Origin of the sequence: Pseudoalteromonas luteoviolacea CPMOR-1, assembly GCF_001625685.1 — a bacterium.
Lineage (GTDB): Bacteria > Pseudomonadota > Gammaproteobacteria > Enterobacterales > Alteromonadaceae > Pseudoalteromonas > Pseudoalteromonas luteoviolacea_K.
In genome coordinates this window covers 20,275-43,684 of the sequence record NZ_AUYC01000001.1, presented here as the reverse complement: position 1 = coordinate 43,684, position 23,410 = coordinate 20,275, and the positions used below count along the sequence as shown (strand labels likewise).

Below are 23,410 nucleotides of genomic sequence, written 5' to 3'. Positions count from 1 at the left end.
CTCCTTACTAATAGAAATCAATATAAAAGTAACACATTTATTACACAAAAACCTTATAAGGGAACAAAATTAACACTCAAACAAAAAAGCCCAGCACTAGGCTGGGCTTTTAATTCATAAACAAGATTAGACAACCGACTGACGAGCGTCCTTCTTGAAACTTTTTGTCCTTTTAAGCAGTTTCTGAACTAGTTTCGAAAATGCTTGCTTAATATCCACCAAAATAATGTACAAACAAGGCACGAGTATCAAGGTGATCAAGGTTGCAAACAATACCGCAAAGCCAAGTGAAATCGCCATTGGGATAACAAATTTAGCTTGCAAACTGGTTTCAAAGATAATCGGGGTGACACCCGCAAACGTCGTAATCGATGTCAATGTAATGGCTCTGAAACGCGCACAGCCCGCCTCAATAACGGCATCTTTGAGCCTTACCCCTTCTTTGCGTACTTGATTCACATAATCGGTCATGACCAAAGAGTCATTGATAACCACACCGGCAGCGGCAATTAAACCAAAGGTCGACATCATGCTCATGTCTAAGTCATTTAACCAGTGCCCCCAAATGGCACCTATCAAGCTAAATGGGATAACAGACATGATGATCAGCGGCTGTGAATAACTTTTCAGAGGCACTGCCAGCAAGATGTACACAATCATCATGCCAGCAATGAAGAACAGTTTTTGCTCATCCGCTTGGGCCTGCGTTTCCTCTACTGAACCGCCTAGCTCAGTTTTAATACCTGGAAATTGGCTTTGTAATGTGGGTAGTAAGTCCTCGCGAATATTTTTAACCACAGCTGAAGGTTCAATGACTTGCTCATCAATACTGCCGTAAACGTACACGGTACGATAGCCTCCTTCACGTCGAATATAGCTGACGCCAGGTTTTTCTGTAAACTCAACCACATCCCCAAGCACGACTTCTTTGCCTTGCGGCGTCTTAACGAGCGCATATTTAAGAGAGGCAATCGCTTCTCGGTCAAGTTCTGGGTAACGCACCATAACACGGATTTCTTCGCCATCTCGAAGTACACGCTGGGCCTCGCCACCATAAAAACTATTACCGATTTGATTTGCAACATCCGCCAGGTTTAACCCCAAGTCATAAGCCACGGGTTTCAGTGTTAACTGAACTTCTTTACTCGGTGGGTCAATCGTCGAGCTGATATCAAATAGGCCTTTCTCTTGTTGCAACATCGCAATAAACTGCCTTCCTGCTGCATTCAATGTATCAATATCAGGACCATACAATAAATAACCAAACTCACCGTTACCACCACCAAAGTCATTCACATCGTCGACCACTAATAAAGACTTCACACCGGCAATGGTTGGCATGTTTTCACGCCATCGACGAGAAAGTTCAAACGCATCAAACGGACGAAGTTCTTCATCAACCAATACTGCGAGTACCGACCCTTCGCTACGGCCTTCATTCCAAACAAGAATATCTTTTAGCATTTTTTGCCCATATTCTTGCTCAATTTCTCTGTCTACTTCTAACATCATTTGCTCAACTTTCGTCAAAGCAGATAACGTTTGCTCATCGGATACATTGTCATTGAGCAAAATTTTAACCATTGGAAAGTCATGAGGTACTTTGGGCATTGGAATAAACCGTACTTGCCCAGATGTGATCAAGGACATACTGATTAGAAACACCGCGATAAAACTAGAGAACACAGCCCAACGCCACTCGACGCACTTTTCTACAGTCTTGCGATACGGGCCATTCACAAATGCAAAAAAGCGCTTGTTAAATTTCGCTCGCCAACTGTTTTCGCGCATTGGCTTAAACTTAGTATGTGCAAGATGGGCAGGCAAAATCCACTTCGATTCGATTAAGCTAAATACTAAGCACAAAATCACCACTATAGAAATGGATTTAAAGAAAGCCCCCTGCGGACCAGAAGACATGATCATAGGCGCAAATACCGCCATCGTGGTCAAAACACCAAACGTTGCAGGGGTAGCAACACGCTTTGCCCCTCTTACAACGCTATCTACACTGGGACCGCTGCGCTCCACTTCTGTGTAGGCGGACTCTCCAATGACAATGGCGTCATCGACGACTATTCCCAATACCATAATAAAGGCGAATAAGGAGACAATATTGATGCTAATGCCAAATATCGGCATTAACATGATCGCGCCAAGGAAGCACACTGGTAAACCTATCATTACCCACAATGCCAACTTGAAACGTAGGAAAATAGACAGCATGATGGCAACAAGAACTGCCCCCTGCAGCATATTTTTCTTCATCATTTCTAATCGCGCATCTAGGTAGTAAGTCATATCAACGATGGGCGTTAGTGTGACACCTGCGGGTAAAGTGCTATTTTTCGCCTCAATGTAGGCATGCACCGTTTCTGCTATTGGGATCATGTTTTGGTCTTTGGTCGCTTTCACAGATAGAAAAGCAGCATTAACCCCATTTTGCTTAAAGTAGAATTCGCCTTCCACAAATTCATCTTTGATCACCGCAACATCTTGGAGATAGATTTTTGCGCCATTATCGCCAACCTTGACGGGAATGCGTTTAAACTCATCACCATTATACTTTTGGTTTTCGACACGAACAGAAATGATACCAGCATCTGTTCGGATCTGACCTGCTGACATATTGGCAGAATAACGCCGAATCGAATTACTGATATCATTGATAGTTAAGTCATAGCGTCTAAGCGTATCCGGATCTATTTCAATAGCGATTTCATATTCTGGAGTATTACGCTCAACCAAAGACACATTGGATAGCTGAAGCAGTTCATCTTCAATCTCTTTGGCTAAAGGCTTCAGCTCCGTAAGAGGAATATCCGCAGCCAACGCCATCTGAATGACATCTTGACGAAACTCTCTCAGTTGAACTCGAACCGGCTCCATATCTCCAGGAAAGGTGGCAATACCGTTAACCCTTGTTCTGATTTTTTCAGTCACTTCATTTAAGTCAGCATCAACGTCGATATCTAACACGACACTGCCACTGCCGCGAGTCGCGCGATATATGCCTTTGTCAATTTCAGTAACGTCTTTAATCGCTTCTTCAATCTTAATTAAAATGCTCTCCTCAATTTCTTGGGGAGATGCACCAGGGTATACAGCATTGATAGATATTCTATTAATTTCCTGACTAGGAAACATCTGCCGCTGAATGGTCATATAACTCACTACACCCATGATTAAGATAAATATCATCATCAAGTTTGCGGCGACAGGATTATGCGCAAAGTATGCGATTAACCCTTTTTGGGAAGTTCTTATTTGCTCACTCATAGTTCATTCCCTGCTGTTACAGCTTTCCCACGTTGTCAGACTCAGTATCCGTTTCTTTAGAGCCTGCAACTTTAACCGCCATACCACGCTGAGGATACTCTGGGAGTGTCACAACAACTTTGTCATTGTTAGACAGCCCTTCGCCGACGAGATAGTACATCCCTTCTTCACGGATCACTTGCACTGGACGAGGCTCTAATTGCGCTTGTGCATTCAGTAACCACACGGTTTGATTATTCACTAGTTCTTGTGGCAGGCGATAGATTTGGCGTAGTGTCTTACCCTTAAACTGAACCTGTACGTAAGTACCAAATTTCACTTTAGGCTGACTGCTAGTCAGTCCGTACGGATCTTCAATACGTACCACTAAACTGCTCATACGTGTTTGCTGATCAACCACACCGAGATCACGGTGGATATACGCTTCACGGGTAAAGCCATTGGCACCTTTTTGCGTCAAGGTCGCTTTCACACCGGACACTTGCTCAGGTAGAAAGATCGAATCAAAGCCAGCAATCGGGATCACCACTTCAGCGTGCTCAATGTTGTTTAATTGGGCCACTGGACTGCCTGTGCTCACAAATTGACCCAGACCCACTTCTCTCGATACGATTAACGCATTGAATGGGGCAACAACATCACAATTATCTAAGTCACGTTGCGCTCTTTTAAGCGCTGCTTTTGCCGATTTAACCGCCGCATGCGCACTCATCAGCTGAGGTTTTCGCAAAAATAAATCAGTGTGTTTTTTGTTAGGAAAGCGCTTTGCTTCATCCGCAGCAACATCAGCTAACGCTTGCTCTTCAATTAACTTGGCTTGCGCACTTGAAAGCGACGCTTCAGCCTGCAGTACCGCCGCTTCATAGTTGTCTTTTTCAATGCGAAGCAGCACATCACCTTTACTCACTAACCCACCGGTAACAAACTGTGGGTGCCAGTATTCAATTTCACCAGAAACTTGCACCGATAACATTGTTTGATCCAGCGGTCTCACCTCACCATAGCTGTTGATCACCACCTGATGATCTCGCGCCTCAAGCGCTTCAACTTCTACAATGGGGCGAGTGTCTACGACGTCAGAGTCATCATCGTTTTTGGCTACGGCATTTATGCCCATAAACCCAATGATACCTATGCCCAACGCGACGAGGGGCAATAACCATTTCAGTATTCTTGCTTGCATGACTGTACCTATTGATAATTTCCTAGCGCTATAGTAACAAGATTTACCCCCCCCAGGGTGTGACATTTGTAAGAATCTGTTACAACCTTTCAATATTTTTTCAACTGCCCTTTAAGGTGATAAAAATCTATAGTAAACAAGGCAATAAATACGATAAAAGCGGAAAAAGCATAACTGTAAAACAAAGCTAAAGTCACCATAGGCAATATGCTCGCCAGTCCAAGCGTTACACATGTTGCAATCAATAACGCACAGAGAAAATGTCTCAAACGTGTGCGCATTTGCTCTAATATCAACTGCCAACGTGTTGCACCGACTTGCTGCTTTATCAACAATACCGGTTGCTGAACAAGTGCCAAATTAGCCAATAAACCATAGAGCCCTACCAGCACTTGCATAATCATTAAGAAGCTTAGTCCAATTCCACTATAAAAGCTCAGTACCGCTGACTGGTTAAGGTTGGATAAGTGAAGCGCCAAATCATGGACCTCCCTGATACTTTGCGTATTCACATGCTGTTGTAGTATCTGAGTCAGCTCATACTTCGACATAGATTGATTAGGCATGAACTTCACCACCATATTACCTTCATAAAAGTCATGGGGATAATACACAGTTGCAGGTGCGCCCTCTGCATAGCTGTAGATGTCTTCTACAATACCCAGCAGCTTCACTGGCTGCTCACCACGACCATATAAGTGCTTCCCAACATCACCCACATTCACGCCCAATAGCTTGGCGGCCGCCTGATTAATGATGACCGATTGACGTGTATCTGTCTCTGCCTGAGTAAAGGTTTGACCAGCCAAAAACCGTAACCCAAGTAGTGAAAAATACCCCTCTCCGACCAGTTGTGAATGCATCGTCACCTGTTTATCGTTATCGGGGGACTTACTTATTTGTGCCAAGTAGCTTGTATCTAATGGGTTGAGGCTGGCTAGCGCCACAGCTGACACCTTCGGATGCGCTGATAAAGCTTGCACATTTGATAAATACATCTGCTTACGTGCCGCCATAGCCGCTTCGTCCCTATCCCAGGACATCTGATGGCGCACAACAAAAATAGTATCTTGTGGCTCGATGCCTGAAGACATGCGCATCTTCGAGCCAAAGTAATTGGCCGACCAGATGCCAATACACAACACGATTAGCCCAATACACAACTGCGCGACCAACACCCCAACACTTAACCAGTGCGGAAGTTGCTTAGCCTGACCTTTACCTGCGGCCTGTAAGCTTTGATATAAACTATCAAAAGATAATTGCCTAAAGCCAAATACAGCAAAACACCATGCCAGTATCCATGAAAACCCCATCACCAACAGGTAATGAATAGTGTTCAACTGTAACCAATCAATGTGGGCAATGTTTTTTTGACCAAACTGCGCTATCGCAAACACACCCAATTCAGCAAGAAGGATGGCGCATATTGCGGCCAGTGAAAACATCACTCCCAACTGCCAATAATGCGCCGTACGTAATGTCGCCAGCGGTGCCCCTAAGGTGGCTTTAAGGACCAGCTGCGCGTGCTGCGTTTTAATATCAAGCAAATAAAACATCAACAAATTAATCAAGGTAATAAAGAGAAATGCCACTGCACAGAGCAACAGCCAAGTGCTCGACTCTTGCAAACTCCCTTTGAGTTTCTGATGCAAAGGAATGTAGTTAAAGCGCAACTGGTTGTTTACGGTACTGCCATGTGCCACTAACCCGGCACGAAATTCAGTATTCAAATGTCCCGTGATATCAGCCGTCACAACGGGACGGTTTAATTGCTCGACCGTACGACCTACCACAAAGGTATTGTAGCGCACCGAAATATGTTCCTGTGCCATTGCTTGACCATCAATGACATGGTTAAAAGCAACATAAACATCACTCACACGGTTTGGTAGATATAACTGAGGCTCTGTTTTCGAGCATGCAACAACCCCAACCACATGAAAAGTTTGCTGATCCAATTGCAAGCTATACACTGACTTGTCACTATGTTGGAGTACTTGTGGCATATAACGCTCAGCAAAACACTCACTGATGACCGCCTCGTGACGCACCGTACCATCTGGCTGCGGCCCCTCAAAGTAGCGACCTTGTATCAGAGGTTGCCCAAATAACGTAAAAAACTCAGGCGTCGTATACGTCATATTAAGCTTGGGTTGTCTCGCATGATCTAAGTACAGTGCATCACCATAATAAACGGGGGCAGCCAGTGATAAAGCTGAGTCATGATCTGCGATATACTGGGCTGCAACATTTGATAACGCATTGTCCATCACACGATTCCCCGTCTGATCAACCATACTGCCTCGTAACCATACGAGTTGCTCATCATTAGCATAGGGCAAAGGCGCATAAGCATGCCATGCAACCACACTTACAATTGCCCCACCCGCCAAAGCACAGGCCAATAAGCCTACAAACAAGATGGTAAATCTTACTTTGCTCAATAACTCGACAACAGCACTGATGTTTTCCTTCCACATCATCATAATCACCTAATAAGATCCACGGTTAAAACCAGAGCCACAACTATAAAGGCCCATAAAGAGAGGTTGGCACAGCCGACGACCCACCCATCGTTGTGAGTAATTCACCATCGAATAACTGTACGCGACGGGACGCCATATCTGCATAACGCGGGTCATGGGTTACCATGCATATGGTCGTGCCTTGCTGGTGTAGATCGTTGATCAGCCTCATCACCGCATCGCCGCTTTTCGAGTCCAAATTGCCAGTGGCTTCATCCACAAGCAAAATACTTGGCTGAGTAACCAGCGCTCTGGCAATGGCCACGCGTTGCTGTTGCCCACCCGAGAGCTGACTAGGGCGATGCTCACTGCGATGGGACAAGCCCACTTGCTCTAAACATAACTGCACACGATGCTGAGCTTCTTTGGCTGAAATCTTAGGTATGCGATATCGCAGTGGCAGGGCAACATTGTCATAAACTGACAGCGCCTCAACTAAGTTAAAAGATTGAAAGATAAAACCGATATGCACATTTCTCAGCCTCGCGGCTTGGTCAAATGTCAAGTTGTCTACTTGCTGGCCTGCTAATAAATAACGCCCTGATGTGGCAGGCTCTAACAAGCCCATCAGAGATAACAATGTAGATTTTCCGCACCCAGAAGGACCTGATACAGAAACAAACTCACCTTGCTCTATTGTCATTGAAATATTTCTTAATGCATGCGTTTGAAAATCAGCCGTAGTGAACACCTTTCCAATCTCTTGCATTTCAATAATGGTCTGCATGTTTGCTCCTAATGAATAACCACAACTTGTTTGCTTTTTGCATACTCTCTGAGGTCAGAAATAACGACCGCATCACCTGCTATTAAGCCACTTTTTATTTCGCTGTATTGTCCACTTTGACGACCTAATTGCACTGGCAACAGCTCAGTCTGGCCAGTGTTGTCAACCCGATATAAGAAGAGGTCCTGTACGTCTGCGCCAGTGGGCGGCGTGCGCATATAATGCGTATTTTCTATGGTGTCAGTGATAATTGATGCAGTAACACTCTGTTTTGGTCGAAGATCCAAGTCACCAACCTCCGGTAAACTTACTTCTACGTTAACACTGTGGTTAATGACAACAGGGTCGATACGTATCACTTCACCCAGCAATACCTCTTGACCCACAAAGACTTTCACAGTCTGCCCAACTTTCACCGGTCCAACTTGCGACTGGCTGACCTGCAACTGTGCCGCCAAAGCGCGTCTATCACCTATCGTTGCGACATGTGCCCCAGCTACAATTCGTTCGCCAAGTTCAAGCGGAAGTGACTCAAGCACACCATATTCAGATGCACTCACGTCAAGTTGGTCAATTTTAGTCTGTACCGCAGCCAGCTCTTGCTCCGTTAACGTCACACGCTTTTTCATCACAGTCAGGGCACTTTGGTGCAATTGCTGTAACTGCGTTATGCGTGTTTTGGCATGACTTATCTGGCCGCTCAAGCTCTCCACCTGAGCCTGTGTTTCAAAAAAGGATAACTCGGAAATAATTCCCTGTTTAGCTAACTTTTTTTGTGCTTGATGACGAAAAGACAACGTAGCTAATTGACCTTCAAGATCACCGATCATCGAGCGTTCAACCAGTACTTCACGTTGCTGCCTCAAACTTAGTTGAAGTAATTCAGCTTGCGCCTCTGTCAAACGTTGCTTAATGCGTTTATATTCCAACGCTAAGTCAACATTTTCTAGACGTACTATTGTCGCCCCAGGCTCAATGGTACTGCCAAGCTTGTAATTAATGTCTTTCACAACCCCTGCGCTGGCGGAGGTGATGATCTGTTGTTGAGCACTGGCTAAGGTGCCAAAAGCATCAATTTGAATCGTTAAATGCCCTTTTTTAACATGTTCGATCATCACAGTATGCCTTTCTAAATACACCGGCTTTTCAGTAAAAAAATACCAATATATCAACGCCATGCCTGCAAAAAATAGTAATATCCATAACCATTTATGACGTTTCAGTCCTGAACTCGAAGTGTTATGCGGTACGCTTATATCCATGTATGTCTTCTTATCGTTAAACTGTATCTACTGAGATACTCACTGCGTCAAACGTACTGCGAAAAACATACCAGAATAAAAACCAATACTTATCAATCACTTAATAATTTACGTTCCAATCATATTGACCAAAAACGCACACACCCTGTCTCGATTCCGGAATCGGCCTCAGTTCATTCAAACAGGAGTGAAATGCGGACTATCAGACTTACTCAAGGGTAAAAGTCACAATGATTACACACTGGTCAGTGCCCTGATCTGTTGCTCTAAGCTGATCAATTGTCATTTACGTGCTCAAAACCAAGTGCAAATAAATATACGTCAATTTAAATAAAAAAGTTATATAAATCATAATTATAAATAACATATCAACGCCCAGTTTACGCTGCATAGGTACATAGCAAATCTTGATAAGACAGCGCTTGAGAATCAAAAATAGCAGGTGGCCCATCACTATATAGTGACTGATCCGTTATGCCTATTTATATGAAATTAAAGTAAACTAAAATCTAAAAGGGCAAAAATTAAACACAATAAAAATATTTAATTATCATTTCCTTTACAATTGCGAATTATAAGATTACCTTGTTTGATGTTGTTTAAATATTACTCAACGCAAACTAACAAGGAACATAAATGAAAACTCGTTATCTATTATCTGCACTAGGACTGGCTTCTGCGAGCTGTTTTGCGCAAACAACCGCACTCACTGAAGCACAAATGATGCAATACACTAGCAAAGCCAGTATGGCTACGATTGGTAAACGCGCTGAATTAAATTTGGTGATCCAGCCTCAAGCAATGGCAACTATGACAGCGAACAATGCCACTCAAACCATCAGCCAAACAGTCACGCACCCGAACGCAAGCTACATAAAACTACACTTTAAAAATATTAATTTAGTAGGCGGTGGCAAATTGGTGGTGCGCTCCGAAGATGGCAGTGAGCGCTATGAATACACTGAAAACAACATGCGCGCAGCAACCCTAAGTCACACTGACGATGGTGTCACCAGCTTCTCTGCCATGTCTATTTCTGCCGAAACGGCAGTGGTAGAGTACACACCTGGCAGTCAAGTCACAACCATGCAAAATGCCATCATAGACTACTACGATCATGGCACAGAAAATGAACCACAACTTGCACCTGCAACAGATGTCGGGATCAGCTCTACCTGCGGTGCAATGGAAAGAAAAGATGTGCAGTGTTGGGCTAATAGCTACCCAACGGAATTTGAGCGCAGCCGCCCGGTTGCGCGCTTGCTTATGAATGGTCGCGGACTGTGTACCGGTTGGCGTGTTGGTCCAGATAACCGTATGTTTACCAATAACCACTGTGTTGAAAGTGCGTCTGAACTGAGTAATACCGAAGTGTGGTTTAACTACCAGCATACGTCATGTAATGGCACGACCATGGAGACTGTGGTTAAAGTAACCGGTAAAGACTTCCTCTCCACAGACTATACGCTAGATTATACCTTGTTCACCATCAACGACTTTGCTAAAGCACAGCCGTTTGGTTACTTTGGTCTAGATGTCCGAGATGCCACACAAGGGGAACGTATCTATATCCCGCAGCACGGCTCAGGCAATCCAAAAGAATTGTCCATTGAGTCGGATCGCGATACGGATGGACTGTGTTCAGTCAACAACGCAAACGCCAATGGACGTGGTACTGGCACTGACTTAGGTTACTATTGTGACACCATTGGTGGCTCATCAGGCTCCCCTGTACTGGCCGCGGCAACCAACAAAGTTATTGCATTACACCACCTAGGTGGCTGTCACAATAAAGGAGCTAAAGTCAGCCTGATCTGGCCAAAAGTCGCAAGCCACTTCAACAACCAGATCCCTGATGGCGATAACAACAGCGATCCAATGCCAGTCGCTCAGTTCACCGCGGACTGCACAGCCTTAAGTTGTACTTTTGATGGCAGCGCATCAAGTTCACCTAATGGCACAATTAGCCAATATGAATGGAGCTACGGTGACGCATCGAGCAATGACTTTGGCGCTACTGTCACACACGATTACACAGCGTATGGTGAATACACGGTGTCACTCACGGTCACTGACTCCGCTGGCGCGTCTGCTACGACAACAAAGCAAGTACAGCTAACCGACCCAAATACAGATCCTGCCAAATTGATTAACGGCGTTGCAAAAGAAGGGTTAAGTGGAGATAGACTCGCAACCGCATTTTATTATTTAGATTTACCGGCAGGTGCCTCAAATGTACAAGTGCGCATTTCAGGTGGCTCAGGGGACGCGGACTTGTATGTTAGAAAAGACAGTAAACCAACCACATCTACCTATGACTGCCGCCCATATAATTGGGGTAACAACGAGACGTGTAATATCACAGCCGGTGCAGGCAAATACTGGGTTATGCTACGAGGATACAGCGCGTATGCAAATGTAACGCTTGTGGCAACCTATACCGAATAACAACATATCAAACCAACCAATTAATCAAGGCGAGTATTTACTCGCCTTTTTCTTTTCGAACATCCCCTACCAAGGGTGCCATAAGCCCAACCAAGTGCGCCACTCGATGTGTTGTTGCTCCACAGATGAACGTGCAATACCAATATCAAAACGCATATTTGAGATCCCAGCAGGCGCATAGTTTGCCGCGCTACCTAAGATACGTTCACTGAGTGCGACCTGCCATTTTACACCCCAACTTTTGACTGCGCGCTCGCTATCTAGATTGTGCTGTGCAAAATACAAACGCGGCCGCCCTTTACGCCAGCTGGTCGCAAATTCATACCCTAAATAATGATTGCCAGAATCAAACCAAAACGGTAAGTCAGCAATGTGCTGTTGGATCGCACCTACGCCAGTATAGACACTATTGGTCTCAAACCCGCCAATACTGAGTGTTTGAGACGGGCGATAACGGTTTGTCACATTGAGGTAAAACGGCCACTCCCAAAGTCTCGCCGCCGCACTCAGTGTCATCTCATGACCAACATTATCACCCCATATTTTGGCACCATCTAGGGCCACGTTAAGGCCAAATTGCTGCTGGTTATGATGAAAAGATACCGTGTTTCCTAACCAATAACTATTTGCTGTATCTTGATATGAACGCTTTTCTATATGATGACCGACATAGGGCTGCCAGCGCCACTTTTGCCATTGAAATGCCAAAGACAAATCCACCGTATTTGACCACGAATCTTGCTCACCCTGTACCTCTATCACAGCACTCTGCGCTGCCGTATCAAGCGTATGCAGCTTAAACTGATTGCGCAATGTCATGTCACCACGTCGATATGCATAGTCAAAATAACCACCTTGTAGCACATCATCAAAGAGCGATGTACTGACACCCAATTGCCAACTTTTTTGTTTGAGTATGTCAGCGCCTGCAACAGCAAAACTCACCACTTGCGTGCTCGCTGAGGTCCCTTGTACCGACAATGCCAATGACCAATCTTGTGGTGTCGGCACATATTTTTGTGTCGACCAAGATGATGGCAAGTTTGGCTGTTGCTCTGTTTTATTAAACGGCGTTGCAACTACGGAGTGAGGCTTTTTCAAAATCGACTGCTGTGCTTTAAGCACATCACTATCTGGTAAGGCACGTAATTTTGCACCATAAGGTGTGCTTTCTACAAACCATAACTGCGCGTTAAACTCACCTGCGATCTCCTCGACAACATACTCACGTAAACTCAGTTGCGCCAATTGTTCGCGCTTTAAGTCATAGTGATAAATACCTAAAGCACCTTGGAGTCCGGCGACAAAATACAATCCAGTTCCAGCCTTATTCCAACGTGGCGACGTCACATATTGAGCCTTATCCGGTAAAGGTATGGCCACATGATTGGCGCTCAATACTGCTAATTCAGCAACATATAATCGCCACAGGCCAGCTTGGTTAGTTTTCAAATAAGCCAAGTGCGACCTATCAGGGCTGACAACTGGATAATCATAAACGGTATTGAGCGTGCGCGATGACAGGGGCGCCATGTGTTGGTCATGTAGCGAAAGTCGTACAAGCTGCGAAAAACCATTCTCAACGCGTTCAGCAATCACGGTTGAATTGTCCACGAAGGTGAAACGACGTATACCAAAACTAGTCGTCACTGCCGTCACTTCATCCGCTTCAACCTGCCACTGAAACAGCGCATTCTCCCAACCATGTGGTACTTTTTGTCGTCCTACAAAATAAATGGTGTCTTCATCCAGCCACTGTGGATGGTAAATGCCTGAAAAATTCACCGGTGCCAAAGACGCAAGTTTTTCATGCGCAAAAGAGTCTGGTCGTTTATCGGGAATGTCATTCGGATCAGCCGCTAACGTTGCGGCTTGACGCTGCTCAAATTGCGCAATGGCCTGATGATTTGGTGCACTGTTATACACACTTAATACAGCGTCCCCAGCTTGATTTGACTCAACCACAAGAAATTTTCGCTGCTCAGGAGAAAACTGCATATCGCGCGCCGCAAAATCAAATTGCATGATCTCTTGACTCACAGCCTGTGTACTTTGAGACGCCACGGCCATAGCTTGATAGGTATACTGGGCAATGAATCGCCGATATAATTGTATCGCCGGCTTACCAAACGCACCACGAAATGCCCTCTCGAAATTACGTCCCTCTATTGCGTTAACACGCGTCCAGACCGCATCAAGCGTCGCGTCGCCATACTCGTGTTCTAACCACGCAAGAAAGCGTGCACCAAGTAAATACGCCATAGCACTGGCTCGATAGCTGCCATCGCCATCATTAAGCGCATGATAAGGCAATAAAGCGCCTTGGCGCGCATATGCACGTAGTAACGCTTCACTATAGTTATCATGCAAGCGTCCCTTGCCTGTCAGTTTAGATTCTTGCAGTGTGGCATACCCCTCTGCTACCCACCTCGGCAAAACAGCACTGGCCAAGTCGTAGCTGTCACTGAGATCTCGAAGCCGCTGCTTTAGAGCATGACGACTCGGTTGTGATAAATGTACAAGGTGAATGTATTCATGCAGGACCAATAACTTCAACCAACTCGGACTGTGGGCTATTTCTGTATCTGATTGCGGTGGCGTCACATACAAGGCCATAAAAGGACTATCCGAACTGGGAAGCGCAAAGCCATTTGGTAAATTAAAAGGATCTATGACAATCGCATCGACAACCACATCCAATGCGCGATTTTGTTGCTCAAGTACGCGCTGCCTGACGACTTCAAGTTCCATGGCTGCGGCGCTCGCCCATGCGTGATAGGGTGGCTGATAATGCACCCGAAAATGTGGGCTTTTAATAGATTGCCAGTTTTGCGCCTGTGCCAACACAGGCACACCAAACAAAAACAGTACTAAAGCAATAAATATCCTACTGCGCATCAAAAATCCTTGGTAAGACCCTACTCTTTAGTAGACCTTATGCCAATTTTTGGTATCAAGGAAGGATTAATCGTTGCGTGCCATAGCACCCAGTGAAGTAAATAAGGTTAAAATCGCGCCAACGACAAGAAACGCCACCATAGAAAATAAAGCACTGAGTCCAAGCGTAAATTTTGCGGTCGCCATCGCGGCTGCCACGGCCCAAACACTCACACGGCTCAGCCAACGTTTGGTATGAATCGGTAATTGCGCATGCTTTAAAGCAAACGTCATAACAAGAAAAGCGATAAACGGATATAACACCAACACAATACACTCCTCAGTCAAGTCAAATTCAGCAACGTCCCGTTAGGCTATTACTGACTCTTTATCAGTGTTTATTATATGGTAATGATAATTATTATCAACTAGGGAGGGTAATTTTTACTTCTGCCCCCTGTAAACCATTGCTTACTAGCAAACTACCATCATGCTGCTCAATGATACGTCGACTGAGTGTCAAACCGATCCCTTGCCCTGCCTGTTTAGTCGAATAAAACGGCGTCATCACATTATTTAAATTAGCAAACCCACCGCCTTGATCTTCGATGCTTATCACCACATGTCCCGCTTGATAGTGCGCGCTCAAGTGAATTATTTGCCCTTGTGGCGTATGGCTCAAGTTCGCTTCAGCGGCATTTTTCAATAAGTTGATCAACACTTGTTCCAACAGCTGGGGATCACATCGGCATTCACTTACCCGACACGTTAGCTGTATTGTCTGATCATCATATATTTGTGCCATCAACGCTTTGACAGACATCAATACGTCAAGCATTTCTACTTTTTGACAATAGAGCTCCAAAGGTTTGGACAGCTCACTGAATCGGGAAACAAACTGCTGTAAATGCTGACACCTTTGCTCGATAACGCGCAATGCATGTACATCTCTTGGCACACTCACTTTACTTTGTAATGTCTGTGCCAATGAGCTCACTGGCGTCAACGTATTATGGATCTCATGACTGATCACACGAATTAACTGCTGCCACGCAGCCAACTCTTGATGACGAAGTGCACGACGAATATCTGTGGCAATGATCAAGCTATACCGCTTGCTTTGCTCGTAAAACTCACTGCTCGCCAATGACCATTGTGTATTTAATGTATGATTGGAGAATTGCCACTGGCTGCCAGCCTCAATCAAGCCTAATTTTTCAGCCTCGCGGCCCCGATCCCCTTGCCATGGCCTTTGATAAATTAAGCTAAAAGCTGGGTTGGCATAATTAAGTTGACTGTCCTCGTCAAACACCAAAATGGGACTAGGTAACTTGTCGATTAACTGATAAATAATCAACATATGACTGCTATACCGTGATTTTTGTTGATGCATGCGCTCACTCAATACCACCAGCTCATGCTCAAAACGTGCGATTTGGCCAACTTGAAAATGGGGCGTTATTTGAAAGGTGAAGTCTGCCTGCTGCATGGCTTCGAGTTGAATGCTGGCTCGTTTGAAAATACCAACTAAGCGAGACAACATGTGATGCGAGGCCCATTGCAACCCAACAAATAATACGATAGCAGTCAGCACAGGCAACCAGATAGACAGTGACAGCTTCAAGCCAATAACGACACATAGTACACTGATCACACCATTGAGCGACCATAGGTATAGTTTGAGCGTGCGCTCAAAGTTACGCACCATGCTTTAAACCATATTTATCTAATCGACGATACAGAGAAGATTTAGTGAGACCCAATTTTTGTGCAGCTTGGCTTATCACGCCCCCCTCTTGCGTCATTGCATCCATAATCATACGCCTTTCCATCTCAGCAAGCGTCCCCGTCGCTGCCGGTAACGTCTGTGATATCGCTTCGTCAGATATGGATGACCTCGCCAGTCGCAACTGACAATCTTGCAGCTCAATTTGACTGCCTTCACTCATCAGTAATGCACGCTCCATCACATGACTAAGCTCACGAATATTACCTGGCCAAGGGTATGTTTGTAACGCATGGACAACCTTTTCATCCATCGGTTTGGTCACCATACCATAACGCGTTGCATGCTTAGCCAATAAGTAGGATGCTAAAGGGATAATATCAGCTTGACGCTCACGCAAAGGCGGCAGTTCAAACAAAAAGGTATTTATACGATAAAATAAATCTTGCCTAAAAGTGCCCTGTGTAACACACCCTGGCAGATCAGCATTGGTCGCACAAATTAGCCGTACATCACTGCGTATGGTTTGACTACTACCTAATACTTCATATTCTCCTGTTTCTAAGACGCGTAGCAACTTTGCTTGTAGCGGCATTGCGAGCGTGGCTATTTCATCCATAAAAAGCGTACCGCCTGAAGCCATGGTAAAGCGTCCTACTCGGTTTTGCTTAGCATCCGTAAATGCCCCTTTAACATGACCAAAAAGCTCACTTTCAAATAATGACTCAGACAGGGCCCCCATATTTACATTTACCAAAGGGCCTGTTGCTCGTGCAGAGTGTCGATGTAACCAGGCGACTAAGTGGCTTTTACCTACTCCACTTTCACCGCACAACAAAATGGCAGCATCAGAGTGTGCGAGCCGCAACAACTGGCGCTCTAATGCCTGCATCGAAGCAGATTGCCAGCGAAACTCACCTGCGGGCTCAATTGTCGGACATAGGGTATGACTTAATTGACTGTGTTGTTTCTGCTGTAAGGTAAGTTGCTGCTGAATTGCCTTGAGTAATGCTGCGTTTTGCCATGGTTTTTCGATAAAATCACTGGCACCCAATTGCAGTGCTTGAACGGCCAATTTGACACTACCCCAGCCTGTAATACACAGTACAGCAGGCGCCCTTTGCTGTCCTTGTAACCAAGTTAAAAACTCTAAACCTTCCTGTCCAGAAGTAGTGTCTCTTGCAAAGTTCATATCGAGTAAAATGATATCGATAGATTTGACACTCAGTAGTTGCTTGGCTGAATGTGGCGAGTCCGCTTCGATCACCTCAAAGCCTTGGTCTTCTAAAAAATAAGCAGCGCTCAATCGTACTTCGACATTATCGTCAACAATCAAAATGCATGGCACAGGCATAGATGTATCCTAACGTTATTTTACGTTAGGATACGATAATCAAGGTAGGAGGAAAAGCTTAACGCCAGCGGATGGTGGTGGCTAATGTATGGCTTTGTCCAGGCGCGACAGTCGCGATATCTTCAAGCACATTGGCCGCTTCTAAACACAGCATGCCCAAGTACTCTTCATTTTGGAAGTTACTCAAACGTTTTGATTTTTCTATCCACGGATTCCAAAGCACACACGATGTTGAGTTTTCGCGTCCAACCTCAATGATGCCTTCCGGTGTATGAATGCATTGAAGTGGTGCAGCCTGCGTGTACACCATATCTGTTTCACGCGCAAAACTCACTTTGTCTGATTGATCAAATGGTCCCTCACCAAATTCGATGTACTTGGCACCTTGCAACCCATCAACCGTGGTGTTTTTAATATCTGAAGTAGGAAAGTAGGTATGAAGTGCTTGTGTCAGTGAGAAAGGTGCGTCACCCAAGTTAGTATTCGTTAATCTCACTTCTAACTGTTCAGTCAAAATGAACTCAACTTCCAGTTTAGAGTCATGTGGCCAAAACTGTTTGTCAACTTGCATCATAGGCAGTGACAGTGAAATACGCACTTCATCTGGTGTTTCGGTCACCTGCTCTGCACGCCAAACAATTTTTCGCGCAAAGCCATGCGCGGGCCAATCAGCGTTCTCATGCACGCCAAACCACGGCCAACATATCGGGATCCCACCACGTACCGACTTACCTTCCTGATAGTCTTCGTCCGCCGACACCCACATAAGGTCACTTTTCCCCGTTGGGATAAACTCCGTAATTTGCGCACCTTGCAGAAAAATCTTTGCCTGACACAGAGGACTCTTCACATCAAAATACTCAAGTCCAGTGTCTGTTCTTGCTAATTTTACTGAGTCGGAAAATTCCATGCTCCACCTTTAATTTTGATTCAACTGTCCTTACATTACCGAGCCGTCTGCACAGAGTAAACCTGATTTACACACTATGAATGATCTTCAACAATTTAGTACAAAATAACCGCATATTAGCGTATTCTCTGGCTAAACTTTAAACTTGCCAACCAACTCGGTCAGCTGTTTCGACAAGCCCGTCATTTTGTCTCCATTGTCACAGGTGTCGCTTGCAATCACAGAGACACTGTCTGCAGCATTTTTAATTTCAACTACATTGCGATTAATATCTTCAGCGACATGTTGCTGCTCCTCTGCAGCTGTTGCAATTTGCGTATTTAAGTCACTGATATTCTGAATTGACTGGGTAATTTCAATAAACTGATTCTGCGCAGAATGCGTGAGCTCTACCGTTTTCTCTGTTCTTTCTAGGCTGTTGGTCATATCAGTGGAAACACCCTCCGTCATCTTACGTAGCTTATCTAGCTGAGATGCAATTTCTTCAGTAGACTCTGACGTGCGTTGTGATAAGGCACGCACTTCATCCGCCACCACTGCAAAACCACGGCCATGTTCTCCAGCTCGAGCAGCCTCTATTGCAGCATTCAATGCCAGCAAATTGGTTTGCTCAGCAATGCCGCGAATAACACTCAAAATTGACATGATGTTTTCACTTTCACTGTCGAGCTTAGTAATGTCAGACGTCGCGCGGTTGATGACACCAGACAGCTCCGCCACGCTGTCTACCGTCTCGGTGATCACCGTCTGACCGAGCTCTGATGCATGCTGAGTTTGTGTTGCAAGCTCTGCCGCATTGGCACAACTAGATGCGACTTCATTAGCCGTTGCCGCCATTTCATTGATGGCCGTTGCCGCCATTTCCAATGACTGCTGCTGTGCACTTGTAGAACCGGTTAATTCGTCAGCCTGACTCGCAGTGGTCAACGCAGTCTGATTCACCTGCTGCGCACAGTGATTTATTTGTTGTACCAACTGCGCGATTAAATTTAAGAACTGATTAAAACTTTCCGCCAGCTTACCGGTTTCATCCTTAGTTGTGACCGCCAGACGTTGAGTCAAATCGCCACCACCTTGAGAAATGGCGGTCAGACCGTCACTGACATTGACAATCGGTCCAGACAATAAATTAGCGATGTAAGTTGCCATAATAATAAAAATAGCCACCAAAACACTGCTGATCACTAACACGGTGAGCTTCATTTGATTGGCTTTACTCATCACCTCTTGCTGCTCCACAAAGGCGATAAATTTCCAGCCCAAAGTCTTTGAGGTGTATATATTTGAAAAGAAATCTACACCATCGATGGTGATTTCAAACAGCCCATCAGGGCTACGATTTAGCTCCGTATACAGCCCATTTTCAACTTCATCAATGTGCTTAAATGTGTATTCAGGGTGCTTAGCGTTGACGAGTATGGTGCCACTGTCTTCTTCAAGCATTAAATAGCCCGTTTCACCTAAGCGAATGCTCTTGATGATATCTGTCAGCCCTTTGAGCGACACATCCATGCCCTGTACACCCATGAATTGCCCACCTGATTGCACGGCTTTAACGGTAGAGATGATCGCCGTATCATCTGGCTCCCAGTAATAAGCATCAGTCAGGCCTGTCTGACCATTTTTTTCTTTCCCGGTTGTATACCAAGGCCGTCCGCGAGGATCATACCTTGCGCTAACCTGACCTTTCGGCCACTGAATATACCCCCCTTCAGGGTTACCAAAGTAAATGTAAGAAATACCAGGGTGGGATGTGCCAAATTGCTGGTATAGCTCAAACATGCGCTGCTCCACCTCAGTACCAGCGTCAGGCGTCATTTGCTCAGCAGTGCTGTTGTCTTTGTAAATTGATACCTGACTACGACCTCGGAGCACATCTGGATGGTTCGCCAAATAGGTCACGTTTTTTGCCACCTCTTCAAAGAACATACTGATACCATTATCAATTTGTTGCGCTTCTCGACTGCTCATTTCAACAAATTTGTCTACCGCAAGCTGTCTTGTTTGAGTAATGATAATGACCGCGATGATCAATAATGGCACCACAATGGCGGCGATGAATGCAAGGCGTAATTTTTGTGAAATTGTCATAGCGAAACTTCCTGTGGGCATTCAAAAAATATAGTTCTAGATCTTCAACTATACAAAAAGATTAAAAAATTTCTGGCATCAATCCTATTGAATTGATGGACAGGCACAAATACTCAGCTACGCTATATGACAGATGTGCCTGCTTTTAAGGATATGCCCCTATGTCGCTCACCGAATGTAAATACCTGAGTACCACGCTCTTGTTTTTAACCTTATCTGTACCCGCTATTGCAAGTGACTCTGAGCTTGCAGAGTTAAAACAACAGCTCCTAAAATTACAAAAGAAGATAGAACAGCTAGAAGCTGAGCAAAAACGTAAACCTAAAGCCAGCAAGCCTGCCCCCAGTATAAAAGTGGGTGGGGCAGTCAGAACGACGTTCAGCCACACATCCTATGATGATGATAATAAAAACCGCGGTGGAGATTTTGAGCTCGATGTTTTTAGGCTGAATTTTTCAGGCAACATAGGTGGCTTTGGTTTAAATGCGGAGTGGCGTTACTTTGATTATATGACCGCGGTAAAGTATGCATACTTATATTACGATTTTGCCAAAGACTGGCAAGCGCAAGTCGGCATGACCAAAGTGCCGTTTGGCAATTGGCCTTATAATTCACACAGCTGGTTTTTTGGTACCACCTATTATGTCGGGTTAGAAGACGACCATGATATGGGCATCCTGTTTAAACGCAAACTAGCAGACAATTGGCAGCTCGATTTGGGCTTTTTCAAAAATGATGAATTGGGCGGTGTTGACGGTTACGTTGAATCACGCAGTGATCGCTACTCATATGACATCGTTGGTGCCCGCCCTCAAGCAGAAGGCATTTATGATGACCCGACTCAACCACTAGGTGAATACAATACTTTCTCTGGCCGCTACGGTTATCACTTCAAGCACAAGGGCGGTACAACCGAGCTTGGCGTCTCCGGTTTAATGGGCGATCTACACAATGGCATTGAAAAAGCAGGTGAATACCAAGCATGGGCTGTGCATTTGAACGCCAATATTGGCAAATGGAATGTACAACTCCAGCATGGTGAATATGACTATGATATCGCGGGCATAGATAGAATCGCCGTCGGCGCGTATGCTTTTTATGACTCCATCGCGGCAGAAGCAACCATGTCTAACTTTAACGTAGCCTACAACATGAAGGTCAAATTAGGGCCCATCAATGCGCTGCAATTTTATAATGATTTTGGCATCATTTACGATAAATCTGATAACAGTAACGACACGTGGATGAACGTGACCGGCGTCTCCATGTCAGCGGGGGCGTTTTTCTCGTACCTGGACTTTGTTAATGCGAAGAACCAGCCCTTTGTTGGCGGCTCAATCGCAGGCGACAGCGATGATACGCAAAGGCGCTTTAATCTTAATTTTGGCTACTACTTCTGACTCACTTCTTTGAAAATGGCCAAATCATGACATTTGGCCGAAAAAAGTAATAAAAGTAGAATTTTTTTATAGAAAAAAGTATGCCTCAGTCACTGTTGACCATCCATTTACAGTGAAAACAATAAGTCACTGATTATAAAACACAATAATGTAATCCCTCCCAAGTTAACACTGACTTTTGAATAACAAAATTTAAGCACTCTTCTGACAAACCTCATTCCTTTTCACCAGAGCGATACAAACCAATTACAAACCATAAAAAATTGCAATTTTCCCCAATTTGCACACATAAATATTGTGCGCTAGTCTTGCGCCTTTGTTAATTTTCACCCCTTGGATATTCTAATCAATGTCAAGAAGTACTGGACAGGCTTTGGCCTTAAGTGGCGCGCTTTTAGTCGCTGCACCACATGCATTTTCAGCCGATAATGAGCTTAGTGAATTGAAACAACAGCTCGAAAAATTAGAGCAAAAAATTCAACAATTAGAAGCTAAACAATCCGCTGATACTGTTGAGGCAGACAGCCCTGAGTCAGGCATTAAAGTGGGTGGGGCAATACGTGTAAATTACTCAACAAATTCATACGATGAAGATACTAAAAACCGAGGTGGTGACTTAGACTTTGACGTATTTCGTTTTAACTTCTCTGGTGAAGTGGCTGATATCGGCTTAAATGCGGAAATCCGCTTTTTTGACTATATGACTGCGGTTAAATACGCCTACCTTGATTACGACGTCACACCACAATGGCAAGCACAGTTAGGTTTAACGCAAGTGCCTTTTGGCAATGACCCATATAACTCACACAGCTTTTTCATGAGTCCAAATTATTATCTTGGTCTGGAAGACGACTACGACATGGGTTTGGTGATGCGCAGACAAGTGGCAGATAACTGGCAGCTAGATCTGGGCTTTTTCAAAAATGATGAGCTCGGTGGTATCGACGGTTATGTTGAAGACCGCAAAGACAGATATTCCATCGACATCGTCGGTGTTCGCGCCGATGACGAAGGCATTTACGATGAGCCCGCTTCTAAACTGGGTGAGCACAACACCTTTGTAACGCGTTATGCGTATCATGTAGAACATGCAGCTGGTTCAACTGCGATTGGTGTCTCTGCGCTATCAGGTGGTCTTCACGATGGTCAATACAGTGCCGGTGATTACCATGCATGGGCGTTCCACATCAACAGTAATATTGGCAACTGGAACCTGCAATTCCAGCACAGCCAGTACGACTATCATATCGATGCCAGCCAGCGTATCGCCATCGCGGCCAATGCAACGTACGACACGATGCCAACGGAAGCCACATCAACCAGTGCGAATATTGCTTACAACTTGTCGGTAAACTATGGCCCAATCACCCATCTACAACTGTATAACGATTTTGGCACCATTTATAACAAGTCTGATGATGCAGCCAATTCGTGGATGAATGTGACCGGTGTAGCCGTCACTGCGGGCCCTATCTTTTCATATATTGATTTAGTGCACGCAAAGAACCAACCTTTTGTTGGTGGTACGCTATCAGGTCAAAGTGATGACGTAGAGCGACGTTTCAATATTAACATCGGTTATTACTTCTAAACCCATCTCAAAGACCATGAAAATACACACTATT

At 44.9% G+C, this 23,410-nt stretch carries 14 protein-coding genes; 3 read left to right on the top strand and 11 right to left on the bottom strand.

Going from position 1 to position 23,410, the window contains the following annotated elements; genetic code table 11:
• Positions 1-126: 126 nt before the first annotated feature.
• The 5 genes from N473_RS00155 to N473_RS00135 form a co-directional block, all read right to left on the bottom strand.
• Positions 127-3,279 (bottom strand): efflux RND transporter permease subunit, encoded by a 3,153-nt coding sequence (locus N473_RS00155; protein WP_063366209.1) that lies wholly within the window; start codon positions 3,277-3,279, stop codon positions 127-129.
• Between the two features lie 16 nt (positions 3,280-3,295).
• Positions 3,296-4,462 (bottom strand): efflux RND transporter periplasmic adaptor subunit, encoded by a 1,167-nt coding sequence (locus N473_RS00150; protein ID WP_063366208.1) that lies wholly within the window; start codon positions 4,460-4,462, stop codon positions 3,296-3,298.
• 89 nt (positions 4,463-4,551) lie between these two features.
• Entirely contained in the window at positions 4,552-6,951 is a 2,400-nt protein-coding gene (locus N473_RS00145) for an ABC transporter permease (protein WP_081220834.1), read from the bottom strand.
• A 40-nt stretch (positions 6,952-6,991) separates the two neighbouring features.
• The gene (locus tag N473_RS00140; protein ID WP_063366206.1) at positions 6,992-7,717 is read right to left on the bottom strand and encodes an ABC transporter ATP-binding protein; all 726 of its coding nucleotides are present in this window, start codon (positions 7,715-7,717) and stop codon (positions 6,992-6,994) included.
• An 8-nt stretch (positions 7,718-7,725) separates the two neighbouring features.
• Complete coding sequence (locus N473_RS00135; RefSeq protein WP_063366205.1) at positions 7,726-8,979, bottom strand: efflux RND transporter periplasmic adaptor subunit; 1,254 nt, start codon at positions 8,977-8,979, stop codon at positions 7,726-7,728.
• A gap of 636 nt (positions 8,980-9,615) precedes the next feature.
• Between N473_RS00135 and N473_RS00130 the strand changes: the two genes are divergently transcribed.
• Positions 9,616-11,427, top strand: a complete 1,812-nt coding sequence (locus N473_RS00130) for a PKD domain-containing protein (RefSeq protein ID WP_063366204.1) — start codon at positions 9,616-9,618, stop codon at positions 11,425-11,427.
• 66 nt (positions 11,428-11,493) lie between these two features.
• Here the strand turns inward: N473_RS00130 and N473_RS00125 are convergent, their stop codons facing one another.
• The 6 genes from N473_RS00125 to N473_RS00100 form a co-directional block, all read right to left on the bottom strand.
• The gene (locus N473_RS00125) at positions 11,494-14,325 is read right to left on the bottom strand and encodes a hypothetical protein (RefSeq protein ID WP_063366203.1); all 2,832 of its coding nucleotides are present in this window, start codon (positions 14,323-14,325) and stop codon (positions 11,494-11,496) included.
• 66 nt (positions 14,326-14,391) lie between these two features.
• Entirely contained in the window at positions 14,392-14,634 is a 243-nt protein-coding gene (locus N473_RS00120) for a hypothetical protein (RefSeq protein WP_063366202.1), read from the bottom strand.
• 94 nt (positions 14,635-14,728) lie between these two features.
• On the bottom strand, positions 14,729-16,012 hold the full coding sequence (locus tag N473_RS00115) for a sensor histidine kinase (RefSeq protein ID WP_063366201.1): 1,284 nt from the start codon (positions 16,010-16,012) through the stop codon (positions 14,729-14,731).
• Positions 16,002-17,384 (bottom strand): sigma-54-dependent transcriptional regulator, encoded by a 1,383-nt coding sequence (locus tag N473_RS00110; protein WP_063366200.1) that lies wholly within the window; start codon positions 17,382-17,384, stop codon positions 16,002-16,004. The genes N473_RS00115 and N473_RS00110 overlap by 11 nt, the downstream gene beginning before the upstream one ends.
• Before the next feature lie 58 nt (positions 17,385-17,442).
• The gene (locus tag N473_RS00105; protein ID WP_063366199.1) at positions 17,443-18,294 is read right to left on the bottom strand and encodes a D-hexose-6-phosphate mutarotase; all 852 of its coding nucleotides are present in this window, start codon (positions 18,292-18,294) and stop codon (positions 17,443-17,445) included.
• 132 nt (positions 18,295-18,426) lie between these two features.
• Positions 18,427-20,385: a methyl-accepting chemotaxis protein gene (locus N473_RS00100; RefSeq protein WP_063366198.1), complete on the bottom strand. Its 1,959-nt coding sequence runs from the start codon at positions 20,383-20,385 to the stop codon at positions 18,427-18,429.
• A 161-nt stretch (positions 20,386-20,546) separates the two neighbouring features.
• On the opposite strand from N473_RS00100, the gene N473_RS00095 reads away from it, so the two are divergent.
• Both N473_RS00095 and N473_RS00090 read left to right on the top strand, forming a co-directional pair.
• Positions 20,547-21,785 (top strand): hypothetical protein, encoded by a 1,239-nt coding sequence (locus N473_RS00095; RefSeq protein WP_063366197.1) that lies wholly within the window; start codon positions 20,547-20,549, stop codon positions 21,783-21,785.
• Between the two features lie 349 nt (positions 21,786-22,134).
• A complete protein-coding gene (locus tag N473_RS00090; RefSeq protein WP_063366196.1) occupies positions 22,135-23,376 on the top strand; it encodes a hypothetical protein in 1,242 nt (413 codons plus the stop codon).
• Positions 23,377-23,410: the final 34 nt, after the last annotated feature.